The organism is Streptomyces sp. HUAS TT7, assembly GCF_051550175.1.
Lineage (GTDB): Bacteria > Actinomycetota > Actinomycetes > Streptomycetales > Streptomycetaceae > Streptomyces.
In genome coordinates, this window is sequence record NZ_CP196175.1 from 6,213,502 (window position 1) to 6,237,316 (window position 23,815).

A 23,815-nucleotide genomic window follows, 5' to 3' on the forward strand; every position below is an offset into this window, starting at 1 on the left:
CGTTCCATGAGGGCTGCAAGATTGGCCCGGAAGGCAGGAGAACGCAGAGCTGATGACGGAACGACCCTCGCAGCGCACCCCCAACCGCCAGCTCGCCGCACTGATCGCAGAAGCCGGGTTCTCCAATGCCGGGCTCGCCCGTCGCGTTGACCAGCTCGGTCTGGAGCACGGCCTGGATCTGCGCTACGACAAGACCTCGGTGACGCGGTGGCTGCGCGGCCAGCAACCGCGCGGCACCACACCCGCGCTGATCGCCGAGGTGTTCACCCGGCGGCTCGGCCGACGGCTCTCCGCACAGGACCTCGGGCTCGACGCCTGCGCTCCCGTGTACGCGGGCCTGGAGTTCGCGGCGACGCCCGAGGAGGCCGTCGACATCGTCAGCGGGCTCTGGCGCAAGGACTCGGGCAGCCACGCAGAGCTCCGCAAGATCGCGTTCACCCCGGCGGGCCTGGTGGTCCCCAGCAGAGACTGGCTGATCGGGCGGGCGGACGACCGGGTGAGCCGCGGCGAGCCGAACCCACAGGGCAACGTGACCCGCATCCCGGTCCAGGGCCGCCCCTCCGTACCCCGCCAGCGGACCACCGACCGCGGCCCCGGCCAGCGGGTGACCAGCGGGGACATCGCGGCGCTCCGCTCGGTCGGCGAGCTGTTCCGCACCCTGGACCACGCCTACGGCGGCGGGCACGCGCGCCAGGCCCTGGTGCGCTATCTGGAGCACGAGGCCGAGCCGATGCTGCGCGGCACGTACGGCGAGAACGTGGGGCGCCGGCTCTTCGCGGCCGCGGCGGACCTGACCAGACTGGCCGGCTGGACCTCGTACGACATCGCCGCGCACGGGCTCGCCCAGCGGTACTTCGTGCAGGCGCTGCGGCTGTCCCAGGCGGCGGGGGACCGGGCGTACGGCTCGTACGTGCTGGTCACCATGAGCCGGCAGGCGGTCTATCTGGGGCACGGCCGCGAGGCGGTGCAGCTGGCCCGGGTCGCCCAGCAGGGCGTCGGGTCGGCGGCTCCGCCCGTCGTGCAGTCGCTCCTGAACGCGGTGGAGGCGCGCGGGCACGGGGTGCTCGGCGAGGTGCGGGCGTGCACCGCCTCGCTCGTGCGGGCCGAGCGGGCCCTGGAGAGCGCGCGGCCGGGCGACGACGTGCCGCACTGGGCGCGCTTCTTCGACGAGGCGCAGCTCGCCGACGAGTTCGGCCACTGCCACCGCGACCTCCAGCAGTACCGCGCGGCCGCCCAGCACGCCGAGCGCTCGCTGCAGCTGCGCGCGCCCGGCTATGCCCGGTCCCGGCTGTTCTGCCGGGTCGTGCTCGCCACGGCCCGGCTCGGCCTCGGCGAGCTCGACCAGGCGTGCGCGCTGGGCGCGGAGGCGGCCCAGCAGGCCAGCGAGATGCGCTCGGCGCGCGCGGTCGAGTACGTACGCGACTTCGAGCGCCGCCTGGAGCCGTACCGGGACGCCGCCGCGGTGCGCAACTACCGGGACCGGGTGGCCGCGCTGGGCTGAGGGCGGCGGGGGTCAGGCCGCCTTGCGGATCACCTCCGGGGCCGAGTGCCAGGACTGGACGCCCAGGTCGGCGAGGATCGCCTGGGCGGCGCGGCGGCCCGAGTACAGGGCGCCCTGGACGGTGCTGGTGTCGCGGTGGTCGCCGCACACGTACAGGCCGGCGAGCAGCCGGACCGGGCGGCGCAGATCGTGCGGGGCGGGCATCGACGGCACGGCCTGCGGCGTGTGGTGCACGGCGAGCAGCTCCCAGCCGTCCGTGGACGTGGCGTACAGCCGCGCCAGTTGGCGGCGCACCGCGTGCTCCAGGTCTTCGGGCGGGGTGCCGAGCACGGTCGAGGTGATCAGCGCCCGGCCGCGCGGCGCCCGGCTCGGGTCGACCTCGCTCATCACCGAGCTGTACGCCACCGGGCCGCTGCGGTCCGCGTCCAGGAGCAGCGCGGGGTCGGCGAGCGGGGAGTGCGGGGCGGCGTGGTGCAGCACGGTGAGCGGGTGGAACGCGGGGACCCTGAGGCCCGGCAGCAGCTCGGCGGCGGCCGGGGCGTCGGTGGCCAGGAGCAGCGAGCGGCAGCCGAGCACGCCGTGGTCGGCGGTGGTGACCGAGGTCGTGGCGACGGCCGTCACCTTCACATCGGTACGCACCGTGCCGGGCGGCAGGGCTGCGGCGAGCAGCTCCGGCAGGGTGGCCGCGCCGCCCGCCGGGACACACAGCCGGCCGCGTGCGAAGCCGCGCAGCGCGAGGTCGGCGCAGCGGCTCGACGTGGTCAGGTCCGGGTCGCAGAGCAGTGCGGAGAGCAGCGGGCGTACGAAGCCGTTCAGGGTGCGGGCGGGCAGGCCCCGGCCCAACAGGGCCTGGCCGATGGGGAGTTCCGGCCGGGTGACGATCCGCTCGATCGGGGTCGCGGCGAGCCTGGCGAGCGCCTTGCCGAGCCGGGCCTGATCGAGTGCGCCCCCGAGCGGGGTGACCGTGCCCCGAGGGGCGCTCGCGCGGGCGCGCGCTGCTGCCAGTGCGCCCCTTGCGCTCCCTGTCGCGCCCGCCCGGTAGTGCCGGCCCTCGCTGTGCACGAGGACGCCGGGCGAGAACGGGCGCAGCGGCAGGTCTTCCAGGCCCGGGGTGCGGGTCAGTTCCGGGTACGAGGTCGAGAGCAGCTGGCCTATCCGGTCGAGGCGGAAGCCGTCGACCGTGGTGGTCGACATGCGGCCGCCCACGGACGGGGCCGCCTCCAGAACGCTGACCGTGACTCCCGCGCCGGTCAGCTGATGAGCCGCTGACAGGCCCGCGAGCCCGGCTCCCACGATGAGTACGTCCGCATGGTGTGCGGTGCTGAGCACGTGGCCCTCCCCGGGGTAGGCGCGGTAGGTGGAGGCCTCATGCCCCCAACTGGCCCACGGAATGCGGCAGTTCGAGGAGAGAGTAGGTACGTTCCGGGTGGGCGGGCCCATGCGCGCGGGGGTGGGCGTTGGGGCATGGCGGGCGCACGGAGGCCCTCCGGGGGTGGGCGGGGGAGGGGGTTTCCCTTGCGAGGGCGGCCCTCCTGGGGCTCCGCCCCAGACCCCGAGCGGTCTGCCCGCCCGCCCTTTGCTCAGAGTTGAGTGGCTCGGCCCCCTGGGGCTGCGCCCCAGACCCCGGGGAGCCTGGGCGGGCATGTGCGTGCGGGCCGTCGGTGGCTGGTCGCGCAGTTCCCCGCGCCCCCAAACCCGAGGCGCGAACGGGGGTCCGGGAGCAGGGCCCCCGTCATGGGCGGGTGGATGGGCGAACCCCCGGGGTCTGGGGCGGAGCCCCAGGAGGGGGTCGGGGCCGGACGGCCCCGCGCAACGGGGGCGCGCCCCCTAACCCGCCGCCGCCCCGATCGCCCCCTCCACGCTCGGGAACGCGAACCTGAACCCCGCCGAGAGCAGCCGCGTCGGCAGGACGCGCTGGCTGGCCAGGGCGTCCGACGCCGCCTCGCCCACCGCAAGACGCATCGCCGCCGCCGGGACGGGGAGGAGGGCAGGGCGGTGCAGGGCCCGGGACATCGCCGCTGTCACCTCCCGGTTCGTCACCGGCTCCGGGGCGGTCAGGTTCACCGGGCCGGACAACCCCTCCGTGTCCACCAGGAACCGCAGCGCCGCCACCTCGTCGTGCAGCGCGATGAACGACCAGTACTGGCGCCCGCTCCCAAGGCGGCCCCCCAGCCCCGCCCGGAACAGCGGGAACAGCTTCGCCCAGGCCCCGCCGTCGCGGGCCACCACCAGACCCGTACGCGCGAACACCGTCCGGATGCCCGCCTCCTCCGCCGCGGCCGCCGCCTCCTCCCACTCCACGCACACCCGTGAGAGGAACCCGTCGCCCGGCGGTGCCGACTCGTCCACCGGGCGGCCGCCCGTGTCGCCGTAGTAGCCGATCGCCGACCCGCTGACCAGCACCCGGGGCGGGGTGTCGAGCGAGGCCAGCGCCTCCGCGACCGCCGCGGTGCCGAGCACCCTGCTGTCCCGGATCTCCTTCTTGTACGCGGCCGTCCAGCGGTGGTCGGCCACCCCCGCCCCGGCCAGATGCACCACCGCCTCGCATCCCACCAGGCCCGCCGTGTCCACGTACTGGCGCGCCGGATCCCACTCGACCTCGTCCGGCGCCTCGGCCTCGCGCCGTACGAGACGCAGCACCTCATGCCCGTCCGCCCGCAGCGAGCGCACCAGCTCCGCACCGATCAGCCCTGTCGAACCCGTCACCGCGATCTTCATGGATCCCATCCTCGCGCTCCACGGCCCGCATGGCACAGTGGCCGCATGCCCGAGTCGTACACCAAGGCCAGTACTTCTCCTCCTCTGCTCATACGCACCGCCCGTCGCTCCGACGGCGAGCCGCTGGGTGCGCTCAGCCGGGCCGCCTGGTCCCCGCTGCACTCCGTACAGCCGCGTCCGACACCTCCGTACGAGCCCTTCTTCGACGAGCGGCACGAGCCTGCGCACTACCTCGTCGCCGAGACGGACGGCCAGGTCGTCGGGTTCATCCGGCTGGTTTTGGCCACCCCGCTCGCCTGCAACCGGCACGTCCGGCAGATCCAGGGGCTCGAAGTCGCCGAAGCCGCGCGCGGCAGGGGCGTCGCGCGAGCCCTTCTGCGCGCCGCCTGCGAGGCCGCACGCCGTCAGGGGGCCACCCGCATCACCCTGCGCGTCCTCGGCCACAACGCCCCGGCCCGCGCTCTGTACGAGGCGGAGGGCTTCGCCGTCGAGGGCGTACTGCCCGGCGAGTTCCTCCTCGAAGGCGAGTACGTGGACGACGTCCTCATGGGACGTGCCCTGACCGCCTGACCGCCGATCACCCCCCGAAAGGCAGGCCCGTGTCACACTCCGGTTCCTCGAACAACGCCGCCAAGGCCGCCGCCGACGCCGCCGGTATCGCCCTGCGCGGGCTCGACGCCGTCCGCGCTGACCTCGCCGCCGTCTACCGCGATCTGCACGCGCACCCCGAGCTGTCCTTCGCCGAGCACCGCACCGCCGCCGAAGTAGCCGACCGGGCAAGGGAGTTCGGGTGCGAGGTGACCACCGGGGTCGGGCGCACCGGGGTCGTCGCCGTCCTGAGGAACGGGCCCGGGCCCACCGTGCTGCTTCGCGCCGACTTCGACGCGCTGCCGGTCGGCGAGCGGACCAGCCTCGACTACGCCTCCACCGTCGACGGGGTCATGCACGCCTGCGGGCACGACATGCACGTGACCTGCCTGCTCGGCGCGCTCAAGCTGCTCGCCGACTCCCGCTCGCTGTGGAGCGGCACCGTCCTCGGCGTGTTCCAGCCCGCCGAGGAGATCGCGCAGGGTGCGCGGGCCATGCTCGACGACGGCCTTTACGAGCGGTTCGGGACGCCCGACGTCGTGCTCGGCCAGCACGTGGGCCCGTTCCCCGCCGGGCTGGTCGGCGCGCACGCGGGCCCCGCCTTCGCCGCCACCGACGGGCTCAAGGTCGTCCTGTACGGCAAGGGGGCGCACGGTTCGCGGCCCGAGACGTCCGTCGACCCGGTGGTGATGGCTGCCTCCACCGTGCTGCGGCTCCAGACGATCGTCTCGCGCGAGATCCCGGGCGGCGAGACGGCCGTCGTCACCGTCGGCGCGCTGCACGCCGGGACCAAGGACAACATCATCCCGGACGAGGCCGAGCTGAAGATCAACATCCGGACGTACAAGGAGAACGTGCGGGCCAGGGTGCTTGCCGCCGTCGAGCGGATCGTGCGGGGCGAGGCGGCCGTCGCCGGGGCCGAGCGCGAGCCCGACATCACCGAGATCGACTCCTTCCCGGTGCTCGTCAACGACGCCGACGCGGTGGCGCGGACGATGGCGGCCGTCGGCGCGGTCATCGGTGACGACAAGGTGCTCGACCCGGGTCCGGTGACGGGCAGCGAGGACGTCGGCCTGTTCGGTACGGAGGTCCAAGTCCCGGTCTGCTACTGGCTGTTCGGGGGTGCGGACGCCGAGGCGTTCGGCGCCGCGTTCGCCGCGGGCACCGTCGACCAGGACATCCCCTCCAACCACTCGCCCTTCTTCGCCCCGGTGGTCGAACCCACCCTGACCACCGGCGTCACGGCCCTGACGACCGCGGCGCTCGCCTGGCTCGACCTCCGCTGAACGGGCTCAGCGCCCCAACAGCCGCATCCCGCCCGTGAGTTCGCGCAGACAGCGCACCGCGAGCTCGGAGGGGCAGCCCGGGCCCGTGGCCGCGGCGTCGGTGGCGGACCACGCCTCTAGTGCCACCCGGATCGCGTCGGTGGCCGCGGCCGCCGCGAGCCGTACCTCCAGCGCGTCGGCCCCCGGCCCCGCGAGGCGGGCGAGCACGGGCAGCAGGCGCTCCTCGGAGTCCTGGTTCACCCGGTACCAGACCGCGCGCAGCGCCGCGTCGTGCTCGGCCGCGCGCAGCAGCCCCCGGGTCCACCTGAACTGCTCGGCGGCGTGCGCGTCGGGCACCGCGAGGGCCTCCCGGACGGCGACCTCCAGGGTTTTGGCCAGGGGGCCGGGCTCGGCCGCTTCGAGCAGCGCCCGCCAGCGTTCGGCGCCGCCCGAGAGCAGCGGGCCGACCGCGTCCTGCTTGGAGCGGAAGTAGCGGTAGAAGGTGCGAAGGGCGACCCCGGCGTGCCGGGCGATGGCCTCGGCGGTGGTGCCGTCGGGCCCGTGCTCGGCGAAGAGCGCGCCCGCGGCGCGGGCGATGTCGAGCTGGGTCGCGGCCTTGCGGCGCTCGGTGAGCGAGGTCTTGGGCGCGGGAACGGGCTGCGGTACGGGCTGGGTCACTTCGCAAGCGTACGCCCGGAGCCTGTGCATCTGCATGGATTGACTTCATGGCAAAACGTGCCACCAAGGCGTACGGTGGAAACATCCACCAGGAGTCCTCACCGGCTCCCCCTGCGTCAGGAAAGCTGGACCGCGATGAGCGTGAACACCGTCACCGACCGCTACGAAGGACGCCGCGCGCTGGTCACCGGCGGTGGCTCCGGCATCGGGCAGGCCACCGTGCTGCGCCTGCTCGCCGAGGGCGGTCACGTCGTCGCCGCGGACGTCAGCGAGGCCGGTCTGAAGGACACCGCCGAGAAGGCGGGCGCCGCCGTAGGCCGGCTCACCACCCTCGTCGTCGACATAGCCGACGAGGACTCGGTACGCGAGGGCGTCGCCGCCGCGGTCGCCGCGCTCGGCGGCCTGGACGTACTGGTCAACGCGGCCGGCATCCTGCGCTCCTCGCACACCCACGAGACGAGCCTGGCCGAGTTCAACAAGGTCGTCGCGGTCAATCTGACCGGCACCTTCCTCGTGATCCGCGAGGCGATCCCGGCGCTGCTCGAAGGCAACGGCGCGGCCGTCGTCAACTTCAGCTCGACCTCGGCGACGTTCGCCCACCCCTACATGGCGGCGTACGCGGCCAGCAAGGGCGGCATCCAGTCGATGACGCACGCGCTCGCCGCCGAGTACGCCAAGCAGGGCATCCGGTTCACCGCCGTACAGCCCGGCTCGATCTCCTCCGGCATGACCGACGGAACCGGTGCGTCCAGGGCGAGCGTGGGCCCCGGCCTGCCCGCCGACGCCGACATGTCGCTCTTCATGAAGCTCGCCCCGGCCATCGGCCAGGGCTTCGCGGGCCCGGAGACGGTGGCCTCCGTGGTCGCGATGCTGGCCAGCGACGACGGCCGCTTCATCACCGGCACCGAGATCCGCATCGACGGCGGAACGCACTTCTGAGCCGGCGAACGGTGTCCGGCTCAGCCCGTCCCGAACCGCTCCCACAGGCGGGGGAAGCGGGCCGCCAGCGCCGACTCGTCCTCGAAGTCCAGCACGGTTCCGGCCGGCTCCTCGGGCTGGGCCGGGATGCCTAGGTCGGGCGCGACGACACCGGTGAGCTGCTCGTACGCCTCGTCCGCCGCGTAGCCGAGCTCCTCGCCGTCGCCGTCGACCTCCTCGTCGAACTCGCCGAGGAGGTCGGCGAGAGCGTCCGGGTCGTGCAGCGCGCCCTCGAAGATCTCGCGGCCCTGGCCGATGAGCCAGCAGCGGAAGTAGTCGAAGGCGTCGTCGCCGGCCCCGTCGAGCAGCACGGCGGCGGCTCCCCACAGGTCCCAGCGGTAGGCGCGGTTGTAGCGCGCCTCGAAGTGCCGGGCGAAGTCGAGCACGGAGTCGGGGTCGTACTGCAGCAGCCGCTCCACGAGCAGGTCGGCCTGTTCCTCGGGGTCGCCGTCGGCGGCCTCGCGGGTACGGTCGACGATCTCCCAGAACTCCGTCTCGTCCATCACGGAACCAGCATCGTGGGTAGGGGGAGGCGGCGCACGCGGAGCGGCGCTTTTCGTCCGGTTGCCGCTCCTGGCTCACCCCTGGCACACCTGTAGCCATTCGCCCGCCAGGTGTTCGCCATCCGTTCGCCACTCGGCTCGTGTGCCCGACTCGCCACTCGGCTCACTACTCGTCGAGGGGCAGCGCGGTGGCGACCATCTCCCAGCGCGAGTCGAACCAGGCCTGCACCTGCTGGAACTCCGCGCGCTCCACGGACCGTGCCCCGTTCCCCTCCAGGGTGGCCGGGAACAGCGTGTCGCTGTGCAGTTCGAGCACCTCTATGGCCTCGGCGTCGACGAGGATGCGGGTCCTGCGCAGGAAGTAGTAGCCCGTCAGCATCTGGCTGCCGTTGATGAGATAGCGCTTCTCGCCGGGCACCGTCGGCAGGCTCCGGATCTCCACGGACACCGAGCCGACCGTGCCCTCCTCGGCCAGCTGGGTGAGCGAGTGGTGCAGCGCCTCCGTGTACATCCGGATGACCCGGCGAAGGCGCCGCAGCGGGCGCAGGTCCGACGGGTCGTCGAGGTGGCGGGGGTAGGGGTGGTGGGTGTCCAGATCCGGCACCAGGACCCGTACCCGGACCGACTGCGGGGCCGGCCGGTCGCCGAGCCGGATGAGCTCGGCCTGCTGCTGCACGGCCCGGGAGAGCTCCTCGGTGTGCAGCGACCAGACGTCGAGCGAGACATGGGGTGCCTCGAAGGCGCGGGAGATGTAATGGACCAATGGCCGTCCGATGGCAGCCTGGCGAGCCACCCGGGCGCCCCGGCCCGGCACTCCTTCCTCCAGGAGCCCCTCGTCGCGCAGCAGCTGGAGCGCCTTTTGCACGGTGCCGCGCCCGCAGTGGAAACGGCGCATGAGCTGCTCCTGTTTGGGCAGCGCCTCGCCGGGCGCGGGGACACCGTTCTGGATGTCCTGGCGCAGCGCGTCGGCGACGAATCGGAAGCGGGGGGTCTCCCCGGCGTCGTCCCGGTCGGCCCCTGGGTTGTGGGTCGTCATCCAGCGAGGCTACAACTCGCGGTCAGGACAGGACAGATGGCTGCGTCGATCGGTCAACTCTCCTGATTGACCGGTTGGTTGGGCCTGATGGCCGCTCAATTCCCCATTGGCATAGATGTGTTGCCCAATATGCAGCGGGCTGACCATAGATGGCCACCATTCAGGCCGGGTAGGAGAAGGGAACACAATCGCCTGCCAATGAAGGTACCGGGCTCAGTACTTGCGGTCCCCGGCGGCGACAACCGGAGGAGGTGTTCCATGGGACTGGAGACGCGCGTGCAAATCGTCCTCGAACTGCTGTCGAACGTAGGTGTGGTGTCCCTGCTCGGCCCGTCGGGCCTGCTGGTGCTCGCCCTGGGCGTACTGCTCGCGAAGGGCGGCGGTGCCGGCGCGGCCCCTCGGGAGCCGGGGCCGGTTCCGGCCGGGCCGCGCACGAACCTGGTGTGCGTGGCGGCCGTGATCCTGGTACTCCTGCTGATCGCCGCGCTCTGAACGCAGCCGGCTGAAAGGCGGCCCGCTCCGGATCCGGCTCAGTTCGGATCCATGGGGCGGGCGATGGTGTTCCACAGCGAGTCGAACCACTGCTGGGTCTGCTCGACATAGCTGCGGGTGACCTGGTCGTCGTCCACCACGGTGTGCCGGAAGAGCATGCCTTCCACGCCGAGCATGTCGTAGATCTCGATCGGGTTCCGGTCGAGATCCACCGTGCGCTCGGTCACCTGGTAGTGGCCGGCGAGGACCTCGCGGCCGTTGAGGATGTAGACCTTCTGCGTCGGGGTGATCGACACCTTGCGGGCCTCGACCGTCACGTCCGGCACCAGGTCGCGGACCTTGAGCATGCGCAGCGAGTGCCGCAGTGAGCCGTAGATGTGGCTGCTGGTGATCCGCAGCCGCTCGCGCGGCCGGCCGTTCTGCAGGTCGCCGATCACCTGGGGCAGGGCGAGCGGGGCCTCGGCGTCGGGCAGCAGGATGCGCACCGCCACCCGGCGCGGGCCCGAGCCCTCCGCCTGCACGGTGACCAGCGGACCCGCGAGCGCGGAGGCCAGCGTCTCGCCATTGAGGCAGTACGCGTCGATGGTCACCTCCTCCTGGCGGAAGCACTGCGCCACCCGCTCGCCCAGGAAGATCCCCGCGGGCCGCGGCGAATGGCGGCGACCGCCGGGCGCCTCGCGCCGGTTGTTCGCGGCCTGGACGATCGCGGGGCGGGCCACCGTCGGCGGGGTGCCCTGCTGGGCCCGCCTGATCAGGCCCTCCCGCTCCAGGAGTTCGACGGCGCCGCGGACCGCACCGCGCGGCACGGCGAACCGCTCGCTGAGCTGGGCCTGGGTCGGGATGTGCTCACCGACCCGCAACTCACCGCCGGTGATGAGCGCGCGTAAGCCGTCCGCGACCACATCCCGCGGACGCCGCTGCCCATCGGTCGAAGCGCTGCTACCAGGCACGCTGCCAGCCTACAACTTCCTGCCAATGACGGCGAGTTGTCTGCCGGAAACTGACCGTATCTGCCAATGCGGCCGACCTATTCGTAGAGTTGGCGCAGGGCGCGGGCCGCGTCGGCGAAGCGGTCGCGCAGCGCGGTGGGTTCCAGTACCTCCAACTCCGGTCCCAGGCCGAGCAGTTGGCCGTTCGCCACATCCTGTGACTCGACGGGAAGCGTGAGAGTCAGCCAGCCGTCCTCGTCCGGGCCCCTGCCCTTCTCCAGGGCCTCGCGCGCCGCACCGCGGTCGCTGGTGACGTACGGCAGGCGCGCGGCACCGGCGGGCGAGACCCGTACGACCACCGTCTCGCGGAGCACCGAGCGCGCGAACTCCTCGGCGCGGGCCTCCCAGAAGCGCGGCAGGTCGAAGTCCTCGTCGCGTACGAAGCGGTCCTCGCCGACCGCGACCGCGGTGAACCGGTCGAGCCGGTACACCCGGAAGCCGTCGCCCTCGTCGGCCGCCCGGGCGCACAGGTACCAGACGCCCGCCTTCAGAACCAGGCCGTACGGTTCCAGCTCGCGCTCCACCTCGGCGCGGTCCGGGCGCCGGTAGCCGACCCGGACCCCGCGGTCGTCCCACACCGCCTCGGCGACGGCGGGCAGCAGCTCGGGCGTCTCGGGCTCCTGCCACCAGCCGGGGGCGTCCAGGTGGAAGCGCTGGGCGGCGACGGACGGGGCGTCCTTGAGGGAGGGGAGCAGGGCGGCCGACACCTTCAGGCGGGCGGCCGAGGCGGCGTCCTCCAGGCCCATCTCCCGCAGTGCGCCCGGCACTCCGGACAGGAACAGCACCTCGGCCTCGGAGCGGGCGAGGCCGGTCAGGCGCGTCCGGTACCCGCCGACCAGGCGGTAGCCGCCGGTCCGGCCCCGGTCCGCGTACACCGGCACCCCGGCCTCGGCAAGCGCCTGCGCGTCCCGGGTCACGGTCCGCTCCGAGACCTCCAGTTCGCGAGCCAGCTCGGCGGCGGTCATGGCGGGCCGCGCCTGAAGCAGAAGCACCATCTTGATGAGCCGGGCTGCACGCATGCGCCCATGATGCAGGCTGGGGGGCTTCGGGTTCGCCTTCGGGTGCGGGCCGTCCGCGGCTGGTCGCGCAGTTCCCCGCGCCCCTGTAGGGCGCCCCGTGCCTACCGATGTGCCGCGTCAAGGGCGATGACCGAGAACACCCCGCCCTGCGGGTCACGTAGGAGCGCGAAACGGCCCGGCGGGATGGTCGTGGGCGGCACGTGAACCTCGCCCCCCAACTCCCGCGCCTTCGCCGCGGAAACGTCGCAGTCCTCGACCTCGACGTACACCATCCAGTGCGGCGGCACCTCCGGCGGGAAGTCCTCGTTCATCCGCATCATGCCGCCGAAGCTCTTTCCTTCGAGCTCCCATTCCGTGTATTCGGAGCTGCCGTACGGCTCGCTGTCGCCGTCCCAGCCGAAGACCGTCCGGTAGAAGGTCTTCGCCTGGTCCGGGTTCCGGGTCAGGAGCTCGAACCAGCACATGCTGTACGGCTGGTCGGCCACCCCGAAACCCTTGTGCTCCTTGGGCTGCCAGACGCCGAAGACCGCGCCCTCGGGGTCGGCGAACACCGCGAGCCGGCCCGACTCGAAGACGTCCATGGGCCCCGCGACGATCGACCCGCCGTTGCCGGTCACCGCCGCGGCCGTGGCGTCGGCGGAATCGACCTGGTAGTACACCAGCCAGGCCACCGGCTGCTCCGGCGCCCTGCAGGGCCCGTATCCGCCGACGTACTGGCCGCCGAGCAGGAACATCCCGTAGCCGCCCGCCTCCTCCATCGGCACGTCCGCGCCCTGCCAGCCGAAGAGCCCGCCGTAGAAGGCCTTGGCGGCGGCCACGTCGGTCGTCGACAGGTCGGCCCAGGCGGGCGTGGACGGGCGGTTGTAGATCTTCATGCGGTGCTCCCGGAGTGGTGCCGCCCCCGGTCGACCATTCACGCACGCGTGCCCCGCCCCGGCAATCGGGACGGGGCACGCGTGCGTACCTGCGAAGACCTACAGGCCGTAGCGCTCGCGCGCCTCCTTCACGGCCGTGACCGGGACCTCACCGCGCTTGGCGAGCTGGGCCAGGGCCGCGACGACGATCGACTGGGCGTCGACGCCGAAGTGGCGGCGGGCCGCCTCGCGGGTGTCGGAGAGGCCGAAGCCGTCCGCGCCGAGCGAGGAGTAGTCCTGCTCGACCCACTGCGCGATCTGGTCCGGGACCTGGCGCATGTAGTCGGAGACCGCGAGGACGGGGGAGTCCACGCCCTCAAGTGCCTTGCGGATGAAGGGAGTTCGCTCCTCGCCGCGCAGCAGGGCCGCGTCGGCCTCCAGGGCGTCGCGGCGCAGCTCGGTCCAGGAGGTGGCGGACCACACGTCGGCGGCCACGCCCCACTCCTCGGCGAGCAGCTTCTGGGCTTCGAGCGTCCAGTGGATCGCGGTGCCGGAGCCGAGCAGTTGGATGCGCGAGGCGTTGACAGGGACGGTGACGCCCGCCGTCTCCGCCGTGTTGAAGCGGTACAGGCCCTTGACGATGCCCTCGTCGATGCCCGCGGGCTTCGCCGGCTGCGGCATCGGCTCGTTGTAGACGGTGAGGTAGTAGAAGACGTCTCGGTCCTCACCGGGGGCCGCCTCGCCGTACATGCGGCGCAGACCGTCCTTCACGATGGCCGCGACCTCGTAGGCGAAGGCCGGGTCGTACGACATCGCCGCCGGGTTGGTCGCCGCGATCATCGGGGAGTGGCCGTCCGCGTGCTGGAGGCCCTCACCGGTCAGGGTCGTCCGGCCGGCGGTGGCGCCCACCAGGAAGCCGCGGCCGAGCTGGTCGCCGAGCTGCCACATCTGGTCGGCCGTGCGCTGCCAGCCGAACATCGAGTAGAAGATGTAGAACGGGATCATCGCTTCGCCGTGCGTGGCGTACGCGCTGGACGCGGCGATGAAGTCGGCCATCGAGCCGGCCTCGGTGATGCCCTCGTTGAGGATCTGGCCGTCCTTGGCCTCGCGGTAGTACATCAGCTGGTCGCGGTCGACCGGCTCGTACGTCTGGCCCTTCGGCGAGTAGATGCCGAGCGAGGGGAACAGCGACTCCATGCCGAAGGTGCGGGCCTCGTCCGGGACGATCGGAACCCAGCGCTTGCCGGTCGTCTTGTCGCGGATCAGGTCCTTCATCAGCCGGACGAACGCCATGGTGGTGGCCATCGACTGGCTGCCGGAGCCCTTGTCGAAGGCCGCGAACGACTTGTCGGCCGGGGCCGGCAGCGGGGCGATCGCGTGGCTGCGGCGGGCCGGGGCCGGGCCGCCGAGGGCCGCGCGGCGCTCCTGGAGGTAGCGGACCTCGGGGGAGTCGGCGCCCGGGTGGCCGTAGGGGACCTGGCCGTCGACGAACTGGGCGTCGGATATGGGCAGTTCAAGAAGGTCACGCATGTTCTTGAACTCGTCGTTGGTGAGCTTCTTCATCTGGTGGTTCGCGTTCTTGGACGCGAAGCCCTCACCGAGGGTGAAGCCCTTGACGGTCTGCGCCAGGATGACGGTCGGCGCGCCCTTGTGGGACAGGGCGGCCTTGTAGGCGGCGTACACCTTGCGCGGCTCGTGGCCACCGCGCGACAGGTGGAAGCACTCCAGGATCTTGTCGTCCGAGAGCAGCTTCGCCATCTCGACGAGCGCCGGGTCCTTGCCGAAGAAGTCCTCGCGGATGTAGGCCGCGTCCCGCGTCTGGTACGTCTGCACCTGGGCGTCGGGGACCTCGCGCAGGCGGCGGACCAGGGCGCCGGTGGTGTCGAGCTGGAAGAGCTCGTCCCAGGCGCCGCCCCACAGCGACTTCACGACGTTCCAGCCGGCGCCGCGGAACTGGGCCTCCAGCTCCTGCACGATCTTGAAGTTGGCGCGGACCGGGCCGTCGAGGCGCTGCAGGTTGCAGTTGATGACGAAGGTCAGGTTGTCCAGACCCTCGCGGGAGGCGAGCGCGAGGGCCGCCGTCGACTCGGGCTCGTCCATCTCGCCGTCGCCGAGGAACGCCCACACGTGGGAGTTCGAGACGTCCTTGATGTTCCGGTTGGTGAGGTACCGGTTGAAGCGCGCCTGGTAGATCGCGGAGAGCGGGCCGAGTCCCATGGAGACGGTCGGGAACTCCCACAGCCAGGGCAGGCGGCGCGGGTGCGGGTAGGAGGGCAGGCCGTCGCCGGCCGACTCCTGGCGGAACTTGTCGAGGTGCGCCTCGGTGAGGCGGCCGTCGAGGAAGGCGCGGGCGTAGATGCCGGGCGAGGCGTGGCCCTGGATGTAGAGCTGGTCGCCGGAGCCGTCGCCCTCCTTCCCGCGGAAGAAGTGGTTGAAGCCGGTCTCGTACAGCCAGGCCGCGGACGCGAAGGTCGCGATGTGGCCGCCGACGCCGTGCTTCGAGCCGCGGGTCACCATGGCCGCCGCGTTCCAGCGGTTCCACGCGGTGATCCGGCGCTCCATCTCCTCGTCGCCGTCGATGACGGGCTCGGCGGAGGAGGGAATGGTGTTGACGTAGTCCGTCTCCAGCAGCTTGGGCAGGGCCAGGCCCGCACCTTCGGCGTGCTGCAGCGTGCGGCGCATCAGATACGCGGCCCGGTGCGGGCCGGCGGCCTTGGCGACGGCATCGAGGGAGGCCGCCCATTCGGCGGTCTCCTCGGTGTCACGGTCCGGGAGCTGGTCGAGCTCGCTCGGAAACTTGGCTACGGGGTCGATCATGATCGCCGCCTTCCGGACAGGAGGGGGGTGGAGAAAAAGGGGCCTTTGTCTGGCAGGACGGGGCCTTGGACCGGTGAGTCCGCCGTCGACTGTAAGCCGCCGATCGATGATCGATCAAAGTGCTGAGCCAAAAACTTCTTCGAATCGCGAAAGTAGGCACAGGGTGCCGCAAAAAAGGGCACCGGGTGCCTTGCTTTTGAAGGACCCCGGTACCCGGCCGTGCAGGTCAGGCGCTACGCGGCGCACACCCCAGGACATGGGCCTTCACCAGTGCCCCGATGGCCGGATCCCGCCGCCGGAACGCGGCGACCAGGTCCTCGTGCTCCTCCGCGTAGGACTTCTGGACGGTGCCGAGCCAGCGGATGGACAGCGCCGTGAACACCTCGATGCCGAGGCCTTCCCATGTGTGCAACAGCACACTGTTGTCGGCCGCCCGCACCAGTTCCCGGTGGAAACCGACGGTGTGGCGCACCTGCGCGGTGCCGTCGGCCGCCCGGTCCGCCTCGTACAGCGCCGCCACGTGGGGTTCAAGCGCCGAGCAGTCCTCGGCCAGCCGCTCGGCCGCGAGCTCCGCCGCGATCTGCTCCAGACCGGCCCGCACCGGGTAGCTCTCCTCCAGGTCGGCCGCGGTCAGGTTCCGCACGCGTACGCCCTTGTTGGGCGCCGACTCGATGAGGCGCAGGCTCTCCAGCTCCCGCAGGGCCTCGCGCACCGGCGTCTGGCTGACCTGGAGCTCCACCGCGATGCGCCGCTCCACGATCCGCTCACCGGGCTTCCAGCGCCCGCTGACGATCCCCTCCACGATGTGCTCGCGGATCTGCTCGCGCAGCGAGTGGACGACGGGCACGGTCATGGGGGCTCCTTAAGGCGAGCGGTGACCTCCAAACAATACGGCCGCGCCCCCGCCCGGAAGAGCCCGGGCGGGGGCGCGGCCGCTGGTGAGACGAGTCTTACAACCGTCCCACGCTGCCTTCGGAGCCTTACAGGCCGAGCTCGACCTCGAACTCGCCGGCCTCCAGGATCGCCTTGACGGCCGTCAGGTAGCGGGCCGCGTCGGCGCCGTCCACCAGACGGTGGTCGTAGGAGAGCGACAGGTACGTCATGTCGCGGACGCCGATGACGGTGCCCTCGGCGGTCTCGATGACCGCCGGACGCTTGACGGTGGCGCCGATGCCCAGGATGGCGACCTGGTTCGGCGGCACGATGACCGTGTCGAACAGCGCACCGCGCGAGCCGGTGTTGCTGATGGTGAAGGTCGCGCCGGACAGCTCGTCCGGGGTGATCTTGTTGGCGCGGACCTTGCCGGCCAGGTCGGCCGTGGCCTTCGAGATGCCGGCGATGTTCAGGTCGCCCGCACCCTTGATGACCGGCGTCATCAGACCCTTCTCGGAGTCCACGGCGATGCCGATGTTCTCCGAGTCGAAGTACGTGATGGTGCCCTCGTCCTCGTTGATCCGGGCGTTGATGACCGGGTGGGCCTTCAGGGCCTGGGCCGCCGCCTTCACGAAGAACGGCATCGGGGACAGCTTGACGCCCTCACGGGCGGCGAAGGAGTCCTTCGCCTGGCCGCGCAGCTTCATCAGCTTGGTGATGTCGACCTCGACGACCGAGGTCAGCTGGGCCTGCGAGTGCAGGGCCTTCATCATGTTGTCGCCGATGACCTTGCGCATGCGGGTCATCTTGACCGTCTGGCCGCGCAGCGGGGACGCCTCGACGGACGGGGCGGCCTTCTTGGCGGCGGGGGCGGCGGCCGGAGCCGGAGCCTTGGCGGCCTCGGCGGCGGCGATGACGTCCTGCTTGCGGATACGGCCGCCGACGCCGGTGCCCTTGACCGCACCCAGGTCCACACCGGACTCGGAGGCGAGCTTGCGGACCAGCGGTGTGACGTACGCACCGTCGTCACCGGCGGTGGCAGCGGGTGCCGGAGCCGGGGTGACCGGAGCCGGAGCCGCGACCGGCGCGGGGGCCGGGGCGGCGGGCGCCGGAGCGGGCGCGGCCGGAGCAGCCACCGGGGCCGGAACCGGAGCGGGGGCCGGGGTGGGCGCCGGAGCGGCGGCCGGGGCCGGAGCCGCCGGAGCGGGGGCGGCGGCCGGAGCAGCGCCCGGGGCACCGATGACGGCGAGCTTGGCGCCGACCTCGGCGGTCTCGTCCTCGCCGACCACGATCTCCAGGAGCACACCGGCGACCGGGGCGGGGATCTCGGTGTCGACCTTGTCGGTGGAGACCTCAAGGAGCGGCTCGTCCTCGGCCACCTCCTCGCCGACCTCCTTGAGCCAGCGGGTGACGGTGCCCTCGGTGACGCTCTCGCCGAGCGCGGGGAGGACGACGTCGGTGCCGGAGGCGCCACCGGCGGCCGGGGCGGCCGGAGCAGCGGCGGCCGGAGCCGGAGCGGCGGGGGCCTCGGCGACCGGAGCGGCCGGGGCGGGGGCGGCGGGGGCCTCGGCCTGGGCCGGAGCCGGGGCAGCGGCGGGGGCGCCGGTGCCGTCGTCGATGATGGCGAGCTCGGCGCCGACCTCGACGGTCTCGTCCTCGGCCACCTTGATGGAGGCCAGGATGCCGGAGGCGGGGGCGGGGATCTCGGTGTCGACCTTGTCGGTCGAGACTTCGAGCAGCGGCTCGTCGGCCTCGACGCGCTCGCCCTCGGCCTTCAGCCAGCGGGTGACGGTGCCCTCGGTGACGCTCTCGCCGAGCGCCGGAAGGGTTACGGAAACCGACATGGTTTCGGTTGCTCCTTACGAATTGCGGAAGTGGTCGTCGCGCCCGAGGGGCTACTAGTCGTGGGAGTGCAGCGGCTTGCCGGCCAGCGCCAGGTGGGCCTCGCCGAGCGCCTCGTTCTGCGTCGGGTGCGCGTGGATGAGCTGCGCGACCTCGGCCGGCAGAGCCTCCCAGTTGTAGATCAGCTGGGCTTCGCCGACCTGCTCGCCCATACGGTCACCGACCATGTGGACGCCGACCACGGCGCCGTCCTTGACCTGGACGAGCTTGATCTCGCCCGCGGTCTTGAGGATCTTGCTCTTGCCGTTGCCCGCGAGGTTGTACTTCAGAGCGACGACCTTGTCCGCACCGTAGATCTCCTTGGCCTTGGCCTCGGTGATGCCCACGGAGGCGACCTCGGGGTGGCAGTACGTCACCCGGGGCACGCCGTCGTAGTCGATCGGGACGGTCTTGAGACCGGCCAGACGCTCCGCCACCAGGATGCCCTCGGCGAAGCCGACGTGCGCGAGCTGGAGCGTCGGGACGAGGTCGCCGACGGCGGAGATGGTGGGCACGTTGGTGCGCATGTACTCGTCGACCAGGACGTAGCCGCGGTCCATCGCGACGCCCTGCTCCTCGTAGCCGAGGCCCTGGGAGACCGGGCCGCGGCCGATGGCGACGAGCAGGACCTCGGCCTCGAACTCCTTGCCGTCGGCCAGCGTGACCTTCACACCGTTGGCGGTGTACTCGGCCTTCTGGAAGAAGGTGCCCAGGTTGAACTTGATGCCGCGCTTGCGGAACGCGCGCTCCAGGATCTTGGAGCTGTTCTCGTCCTCGACCGGGACGAGGTGCTTGAGGCCCTCGATGACGGTGACGTCGGTGCCGAAGGACTTCCACGCCGAGGCGAACTCGACGCCGATGACGCCGCCGCCCAGGATGATCGCGGACTGCGGGACGCGGTCCAGGGTCAGCGCGTGGTCGGAGGAGATGATGCGGTTGCCGTCGATCTCCAGGCCCGGCAGCGACTTCGGCACGGAGCCGGTCGCCAGGAGGACGTGGCGGCCCTGGATGCGCTGGCCGTTGACGTCCACGGAGGTGGCGGAGGACAGCCGTCCCTCGCCCTCGATGTAGGTCACCTTGCGGGAGGCGACCAGGCCCTGCAGACCCTTGTACAGGCCCGAGATGACCTCGTCCTTGTACGCGTGGACCGCGTTGATGTCGATGCCCTCGAAGGTGGCCTTGACACCGAACTGGCCGGCCTCGCGCGCCTGGTCGGCGATCTCGCCGGCGTGCAGCAGGGCCTTCGTGGGGATGCAGCCGTTGTGCAGGCAGGTGCCGCCGAGCTTGTTCTTCTCGATCAGTGCGACGTCCAGGCCCAGCTGCGCTCCGCGCAGGGCCGCGGCGTAGCCGCCACTGCCACCGCCGAGGATCACTAGGTCGAAAACGGTGCTGGCGTCGTTCGCCACGTCACGTCCTCCATGCATGTGCGCCGGGCGCGGTCGTCGATGACCGGCGGCGGCTGGTGTTCGGCCGCTTGTCTTCGGCCCTGTGGTGGGGGCCCTGTCCTGCCGAGAACCCATCTTCGCACTTGTTGACGGAAGGCGGGACGCGGGGCCGGGGTCTGAGACGTCCGATCGTTTGACTCGGCGCTTCTCAGGGGTGACTCCACCGCATCGCGGCGGCGTACGGATTTCATCGACAGCGAAATCCGGCCGAAGCGCGGCGGTACGGAGCGTGAACACGGGCGGCCCCGGGATCCATACCCGGGGCCGCGCCGTGTGTCGGCTGTGCGCGGGCTGTCAGCCGAGGTCGCCCGAGGCGGTGCGCTCGGCGAGCCGGAGCAGGGTGCGCACCGAGGAGCCGGTGCCGCCCTTGGGGGTGTAGCCGTGCGGGGCGCCCTCGTTGAAGGCCGGGCCCGCGATGTCCAGGTGGGCCCAGGTGATGCCCTCGCCGACGAACTCCTTCAGGAACAGTCCTGCCACGAGGCCGCCGCCCATCCGCACGCCCATGTTGGCGAGGTCGGCGGTGGGGGAGTCCATGGTCTTGCGCAGGTTGGCGGGCAGCGGCATCGGCCAGGACTGCTCGCCGGACTCCTCCGCGATCTCGTGGATCGCGGTGCGGAAGGCGTCGTCGTTGGCCATGATCCCGAAGGTGTGGTCGCCGAGCGCGAGGACCATGGCGCCGGTCAGCGTCGCCACGTCGACGATCGCGTCGGGCTTCTCCTCGGAGGCCTTCCACAGCGCGTCGGCGAGAACGAGGCGGCCCTCGGCGTCGGTGTTCAGGACCTCGACGGTCTTGCCGCTGTACATGCGAAGGACGTCACCCGGGCGGGTGGCGGAGCCCGACGGCATGTTCTCGGCGAGCGCGAGCCAGCCGGTGACGTTCACTTCGAGGCCCAGGCGCGCGGCCGCGACGACGGCGGCGAACACGGCGGCGGCGCCGCTCATGTCGCACTTCATCGTCTCGTTGTGGCCGGCCGGCTTGAGCGAGATGCCGCCCGAGTCGTAGGTGATGCCCTTGCCGACGAACGCGAGGTGCTTGGCGTTCTTGGCGTGCGTGTACGAGATCTTCACCAGGCGCGGCGGGTTCGCGGAGCCGACGCCGACGCCGAGGATGCCGCCGAAGCCGCCCTTCTCCAGCGCCTTCTCGTCCAGGACCTGGACCTTGAGGCCGTGCTCCTTGCCGGCCGCCGACACGACCGCGGCGAAGGCCTCGGGGGTGAGGTCGTTCGGCGGGGTGTTGATCAGGTCGCGGGCGCGGTTCATCTCCTCGGCCAGCGCGAGCGAGCGCTCGGCGGCGGCCTTGTGGGCCTTGTCGCGCGGCTTGGCGCCGAGCAGCGCCACCTCGGCGAGCGGGCCCTTGGCGTCGGCGGCCGTCTTGTCGGCGGACTGGTAGGCGGTGAAGGCGTACGCACCCAGGAGGGCGCCCTCGCCGATCGCCTCGATGTCCTCGGCGGCCTCGATCGGCAGCGCGAACGCGGCTTTCTTGACGCCGTGCAGGGCGCGGGCGGCGTTGCCCGCGGCGGTGCGCAGCACCTCGGAGGCGTACGCCTCGTCGTCGGCGGGGGCGGTGCCGAGGCCCACCGCGAGGACGAACGGGGCCTTGACGCCGGCGGGGGAGACGGCCTTGGTCACCTCACCCTCGGCACCGCTGGCGCCGAGGGTCGCCAGGACAGCGGCGAGCTTCCCGTCGAACGCCTTGTCCACGGCCTCGGCGCCGGGCGCGACGACCAGCCCACCCTTGGGGCCGGCGGCCTTGGCGACGCCGACGACGAGGGCGTCGGCGCGCAGCGTCGCCGCACCGGCAGTGCTGAGAGTCAGAGCAGTCACGGTGGTGAGATCTCTCTTCCTTGAGAATCCTGTGGAGTGTTCGACCGTCGGATGGGCCGGCCGGGACCGGGGACATCGTATTTCGGGCGGGTCGACCACCGGTCACCGAGCCTACGCGCGGTGACGTCGTTCGATAGCGGTGGCTGTAATTCACTCGTCCGTGGTGTCTCTTTCACGTTTGCCCCACAGGCTTAGTGAGAGCTCCGTCACACTCGCCTCAAAGGGGCACAGGGGGCACCGTGCCCCTTTGCATCATCACCACAGGTTCTCCATGCGCACTCCGCGCACGGAGGCTCTTTTTGGGGGGACACATGAAGGCGAAGGCCTTGAAAATGGGCAGAACCAGGCTTGCGCTCACGGCGCTGATGGCTGCCGGACTGCTCACCACAGCCATCCCGGCAGCCAACGCGGCGGCCACCGTCGCGCCGCGCATCGATCTGAAGGTGCTGGTCCTCGACGACGGCGGAAGCGCGGTCGGGGCTGTCGTCGCCGAGCTGAAGAACACCGGAGTCCCGTACCAGACGGTCCAGTTGGGCGCCGCGGGCCGACCGGTCATCGACGCCGCCTTCCTCAGCGACACCGTCAGCGGGCGCCCGCGCGCCAAGTTCCAGGGCGTCGTCGCGCCCAACGAGATCCCGTTCGGCTCAGCCGGCGCCCCCGAGCAGGCCGCTCTCGCCACGTACGAGACGACCTTCGGGATCCGCCAGATCGACGCGTACACCTGGGCGCACCCCGAGGTCGGCATCGACTACACCGACCGGAACGGCGGCTGGTCCGGCGTCCTGGACGGCGTCAAGTCCCAGGTCACCGCGGCCGGCAAGGCCGGGCCCCTCGGTTATCTCGACGGGCCGCTCACCTTCGAGGACAACGACCCCGCGGTGCCGGAGAGCTACGGCTACGCGGGCCACCCCAGGGACGGCTTCACCAGCTACCTCGACGCGCCGACCGGCGGCACCCTGCTCGGCCAGTACACCCACGACGGCCGCAGCGAACTGGTCGTCACCTTCGCCTACAACCAGTACCAGGAGCAGTTCCAGGCGCTGGCCAAAGGCATGGTGGAGTGGGTGACGCAAGGGGTGCATCTCGGCCAGAGCCGCAACTACTTCACGGTGCACGTGGACGACGTGTTCGCGCCGGACGCGCGCTGGGACAGCGTCCACAACTGCACCCCGGGCGACTTCGACTGCCCCGCCGGCGGCGCCACCAACCCGGACATCCGCATGACGGCGGCCGACGCCCAGTACGCGGCCCAGTGGGAGCAGGCCAACGGGTTCACGCTCGACATGGTCTTCAACGCGGGCTCCGGCGAGGAGTGGAAGTCCGAGAACGGCGGCACCGACGCGCTGGCCGCCCAACTGCTCGCCGACAAGGCCAAGTACCGCTGGGTGAACCACACCTACACGCACGAGTTCCTCGGCTGTATCCAGGACAACACCGTCGTGCCGTGGCAGTGCAGGAAGAACGCCGACGGCTCCACCCAGTGGATGAGCCGGGCCGACATCTCCGCGCAGATCTCGCAGAACAACACCTGGGCCGCCCAGAAGGGCCTCCCGGTCGACAGGAGCGAGCTCGTCACCGGTGAGCACTCCGGCATGCGGGTCCTGCCGCAGCAGCCCGACGACAACCCGAACCTGGCGGGCGCGCTCGCCGACAACGGGGTCAAGTGGACCGGCAGCGACGCCTCGCGCGAGCCCGACCAGCGCGCGGTCGGCGCCGCCCAGACCGTCCCCCGGCACCCGATGAACGTGTACTACAACGTCGGCAAGGCCGCCGAGATGACCGACGAGTACAACTGGCTGTACACCTCCAAGGCCGACGGCGGCAGCGGCGTCTGCGAGAACAACCCGGCCTCCACCTGCATGGCCGCGCCGCTGGACACCACCACCGGCTACCAGTCGTACATCGTGCCCAGGGAGGCCAGGACCGCCCTTTCGCACGTGCTGTGGAACGACCCGCGGCCGCACTACGTGCACCAGTCCAACCTGGCCGAGGAGCGGATCCTCTACCCGGTCCTGGACAAGGTCCTCGGCGACTACAAGGCGCTGTACGCCGACAACGCGCCGATCGTGAACCTGCGCGAGAAGGACGCGGGAACCGAGTTCAGCCGGAGGGCGTCCTGGGACAAGGCGCTGGCTTCCGGTTCGGTGACTGCCTACCGGATCGGCGACACCGTCACCGTGCAGGCCCCGAAGGGGGTGGCCGCACCGATCACGGCACCGGAGGGCACCCGCAAGCAACTGCTCCTCGGTACCGCCGCGTTCGGGACGCCGTACGCGGGTCAGCGCTCCGACTGGTCCTCGCCCGAGCTGCTCCAGTCGGCCATCACGCTGAAGCTGCCGGCCTGACCGGCCGCC

General features: G+C 71.8%; 19 protein-coding genes. 6 read left to right on the forward strand and 13 right to left on the reverse strand.

The annotated features are described in order from the left end of the window. The first annotated feature begins 52 nt into the window (after window positions 1-52). Complete coding sequence (locus tag ACSHXC_RS27950) at window positions 53-1,501, forward strand: hypothetical protein (protein ID WP_053723987.1); 1,449 nt, start codon at window positions 53-55, stop codon at window positions 1,499-1,501. A 12-nt stretch (window positions 1,502-1,513) separates the two neighbouring features. Here the strand turns inward: ACSHXC_RS27950 and ACSHXC_RS27955 are convergent, their stop codons facing one another. After that, on the reverse strand, window positions 1,514-2,830 hold the full coding sequence (locus tag ACSHXC_RS27955) for an NAD(P)/FAD-dependent oxidoreductase (RefSeq protein ID WP_438294230.1): 1,317 nt from the start codon (window positions 2,828-2,830) through the stop codon (window positions 1,514-1,516). A 498-nt stretch (window positions 2,831-3,328) separates the two neighbouring features. Beyond that, window positions 3,329-4,228: a TIGR01777 family oxidoreductase gene (locus tag ACSHXC_RS27960; RefSeq protein WP_438294231.1), complete on the reverse strand. Its 900-nt coding sequence runs from the start codon at window positions 4,226-4,228 to the stop codon at window positions 3,329-3,331. Window positions 4,229-4,264: 36 nt separating this feature from the next. On the opposite strand from ACSHXC_RS27960, the gene ACSHXC_RS27965 reads away from it, so the two are divergent. Both ACSHXC_RS27965 and ACSHXC_RS27970 read left to right on the forward strand, forming a co-directional pair. Further along, window positions 4,265-4,789 carry an N-acetyltransferase family protein gene (locus tag ACSHXC_RS27965; RefSeq protein ID WP_438294232.1) on the forward strand — a complete coding sequence of 175 codons (525 nt, stop codon included), beginning with the start codon at window positions 4,265-4,267 and terminating at the stop codon, window positions 4,787-4,789. Window positions 4,790-4,875: 86 nt separating this feature from the next. Then, window positions 4,876-6,093 (forward strand): amidohydrolase, encoded by a 1,218-nt coding sequence (locus ACSHXC_RS27970; RefSeq protein WP_438296873.1) that lies wholly within the window; start codon window positions 4,876-4,878, stop codon window positions 6,091-6,093. Window positions 6,094-6,099: 6 nt separating this feature from the next. Here the strand turns inward: ACSHXC_RS27970 and ACSHXC_RS27975 are convergent, their stop codons facing one another. Further along, on the reverse strand, window positions 6,100-6,780 hold the full coding sequence (locus ACSHXC_RS27975; RefSeq protein ID WP_438296874.1) for a TetR family transcriptional regulator: 681 nt from the start codon (window positions 6,778-6,780) through the stop codon (window positions 6,100-6,102). A 105-nt stretch (window positions 6,781-6,885) separates the two neighbouring features. Between ACSHXC_RS27975 and ACSHXC_RS27980 the strand changes: the two genes are divergently transcribed. Further along, the gene (locus tag ACSHXC_RS27980; protein ID WP_438294233.1) at window positions 6,886-7,689 is read left to right on the forward strand and encodes an SDR family NAD(P)-dependent oxidoreductase; all 804 of its coding nucleotides are present in this window, start codon (window positions 6,886-6,888) and stop codon (window positions 7,687-7,689) included. 20 nt (window positions 7,690-7,709) lie between these two features. Here ACSHXC_RS27980 and ACSHXC_RS27985 read toward each other — a convergent pair whose 3' ends face one another. Then, window positions 7,710-8,231, reverse strand: coding sequence for a DUF4240 domain-containing protein (locus ACSHXC_RS27985; protein WP_438296876.1), 522 nt, complete (start codon window positions 8,229-8,231; stop codon window positions 7,710-7,712). Window positions 8,232-8,397: 166 nt separating this feature from the next. Beyond that, window positions 8,398-9,267, reverse strand: coding sequence for a winged helix-turn-helix domain-containing protein (locus tag ACSHXC_RS27990; protein WP_438294234.1), 870 nt, complete (start codon window positions 9,265-9,267; stop codon window positions 8,398-8,400). A gap of 258 nt (window positions 9,268-9,525) precedes the next feature. On the opposite strand from ACSHXC_RS27990, the gene ACSHXC_RS27995 reads away from it, so the two are divergent. Continuing rightward, window positions 9,526-9,759: a hypothetical protein gene (locus ACSHXC_RS27995; RefSeq protein ID WP_344371879.1), complete on the forward strand. Its 234-nt coding sequence runs from the start codon at window positions 9,526-9,528 to the stop codon at window positions 9,757-9,759. 38 nt (window positions 9,760-9,797) lie between these two features. On the opposite strand, the gene ACSHXC_RS28000 is transcribed toward ACSHXC_RS27995, so the two are convergent. The 8 genes from ACSHXC_RS28000 to ACSHXC_RS28035 all read right to left on the reverse strand — a co-directional run bounded on the left by ACSHXC_RS28000 (window position 9,798) and on the right by ACSHXC_RS28035 (window position 21,461). Next, window positions 9,798-10,709 (reverse strand): FadR/GntR family transcriptional regulator, encoded by a 912-nt coding sequence (locus ACSHXC_RS28000; protein WP_438294235.1) that lies wholly within the window; start codon window positions 10,707-10,709, stop codon window positions 9,798-9,800. A 77-nt stretch (window positions 10,710-10,786) separates the two neighbouring features. After that, entirely contained in the window at window positions 10,787-11,767 is a 981-nt protein-coding gene (locus ACSHXC_RS28005) for a helix-turn-helix transcriptional regulator (RefSeq protein WP_438294236.1), read from the reverse strand. A 101-nt stretch (window positions 11,768-11,868) separates the two neighbouring features. Then, on the reverse strand, window positions 11,869-12,642 hold the full coding sequence (locus tag ACSHXC_RS28010; RefSeq protein ID WP_438294237.1) for a VOC family protein: 774 nt from the start codon (window positions 12,640-12,642) through the stop codon (window positions 11,869-11,871). Window positions 12,643-12,741: 99 nt separating this feature from the next. Beyond that, window positions 12,742-15,438, reverse strand: coding sequence for a pyruvate dehydrogenase (acetyl-transferring), homodimeric type (gene aceE, locus ACSHXC_RS28015; protein WP_438294238.1), 2,697 nt, complete (start codon window positions 15,436-15,438; stop codon window positions 12,742-12,744). Window positions 15,439-15,664: 226 nt separating this feature from the next. Next, the gene (locus ACSHXC_RS28020; RefSeq protein ID WP_438294239.1) at window positions 15,665-16,291 is read right to left on the reverse strand and encodes a GntR family transcriptional regulator; all 627 of its coding nucleotides are present in this window, start codon (window positions 16,289-16,291) and stop codon (window positions 15,665-15,667) included. A 127-nt stretch (window positions 16,292-16,418) separates the two neighbouring features. Then, window positions 16,419-18,155, reverse strand: coding sequence for a 2-oxoglutarate dehydrogenase, E2 component, dihydrolipoamide succinyltransferase (gene sucB, locus ACSHXC_RS28025; RefSeq protein ID WP_438294240.1), 1,737 nt, complete (start codon window positions 18,153-18,155; stop codon window positions 16,419-16,421). A 54-nt stretch (window positions 18,156-18,209) separates the two neighbouring features. After that, window positions 18,210-19,598 carry a dihydrolipoyl dehydrogenase gene (gene lpdA, locus ACSHXC_RS28030; protein WP_189961025.1) on the reverse strand — a complete coding sequence of 463 codons (1,389 nt, stop codon included), beginning with the start codon at window positions 19,596-19,598 and terminating at the stop codon, window positions 18,210-18,212. 333 nt (window positions 19,599-19,931) lie between these two features. Then, a complete protein-coding gene (locus ACSHXC_RS28035; protein ID WP_438294241.1) occupies window positions 19,932-21,461 on the reverse strand; it encodes a leucyl aminopeptidase in 1,530 nt (509 codons plus the stop codon). A 332-nt stretch (window positions 21,462-21,793) separates the two neighbouring features. Between ACSHXC_RS28035 and ACSHXC_RS28040 the strand changes: the two genes are divergently transcribed. Further along, the gene (locus ACSHXC_RS28040; protein WP_438294242.1) at window positions 21,794-23,806 is read left to right on the forward strand and encodes a hypothetical protein; all 2,013 of its coding nucleotides are present in this window, start codon (window positions 21,794-21,796) and stop codon (window positions 23,804-23,806) included. Window positions 23,807-23,815 lie beyond the last annotated feature (9 nt).

What these genes read in the sequence shown, in the direction of transcription:
- ACSHXC_RS27965 (WP_438294232.1), top strand. Translation starts at nt 4,265, where the DNA reads ATGCCCGAGTCGTACACCAAGGCCAGTACTTCTCCTCCTCTGCTCATA.
- ACSHXC_RS27960 (WP_438294231.1), bottom strand. Translation starts at nt 4,228, where the DNA reads ATGGGATCCATGAAGATCGCGGTGACGGGTTCGACAGGGCTGATCGGT.
- ACSHXC_RS28020 (WP_438294239.1), bottom strand. Translation starts at nt 16,291, where the DNA reads ATGACCGTGCCCGTCGTCCACTCGCTGCGCGAGCAGATCCGCGAGCAC.
- sucB (WP_438294240.1), bottom strand. Translation starts at nt 18,155, where the DNA reads ATGTCGGTTTCCGTAACCCTTCCGGCGCTCGGCGAGAGCGTCACCGAG.
- ACSHXC_RS27985 (WP_438296876.1), bottom strand. Translation starts at nt 8,231, where the DNA reads ATGGACGAGACGGAGTTCTGGGAGATCGTCGACCGTACCCGCGAGGCC.
- ACSHXC_RS28010 (WP_438294237.1), bottom strand. Translation starts at nt 12,642, where the DNA reads ATGAAGATCTACAACCGCCCGTCCACGCCCGCCTGGGCCGACCTGTCG.
- ACSHXC_RS28040 (WP_438294242.1), top strand. Translation starts at nt 21,794, where the DNA reads ATGGGCAGAACCAGGCTTGCGCTCACGGCGCTGATGGCTGCCGGACTG.
- ACSHXC_RS27975 (WP_438296874.1), bottom strand. Translation starts at nt 6,780, where the DNA reads ATGCACAGGCTCCGGGCGTACGCTTGCGAAGTGACCCAGCCCGTACCG.
- ACSHXC_RS28005 (WP_438294236.1), bottom strand. Translation starts at nt 11,767, where the DNA reads ATGCGTGCAGCCCGGCTCATCAAGATGGTGCTTCTGCTTCAGGCGCGG.
- ACSHXC_RS27990 (WP_438294234.1), bottom strand. Translation starts at nt 9,267, where the DNA reads ATGACGACCCACAACCCAGGGGCCGACCGGGACGACGCCGGGGAGACC.
- ACSHXC_RS27980 (WP_438294233.1), top strand. Translation starts at nt 6,886, where the DNA reads ATGAGCGTGAACACCGTCACCGACCGCTACGAAGGACGCCGCGCGCTG.
- ACSHXC_RS27995 (WP_344371879.1), top strand. Translation starts at nt 9,526, where the DNA reads ATGGGACTGGAGACGCGCGTGCAAATCGTCCTCGAACTGCTGTCGAAC.
- aceE (WP_438294238.1), bottom strand. Translation starts at nt 15,438, where the DNA reads ATGATCGACCCCGTAGCCAAGTTTCCGAGCGAGCTCGACCAGCTCCCG.
- ACSHXC_RS27950 (WP_053723987.1), top strand. Translation starts at nt 53, where the DNA reads ATGACGGAACGACCCTCGCAGCGCACCCCCAACCGCCAGCTCGCCGCA.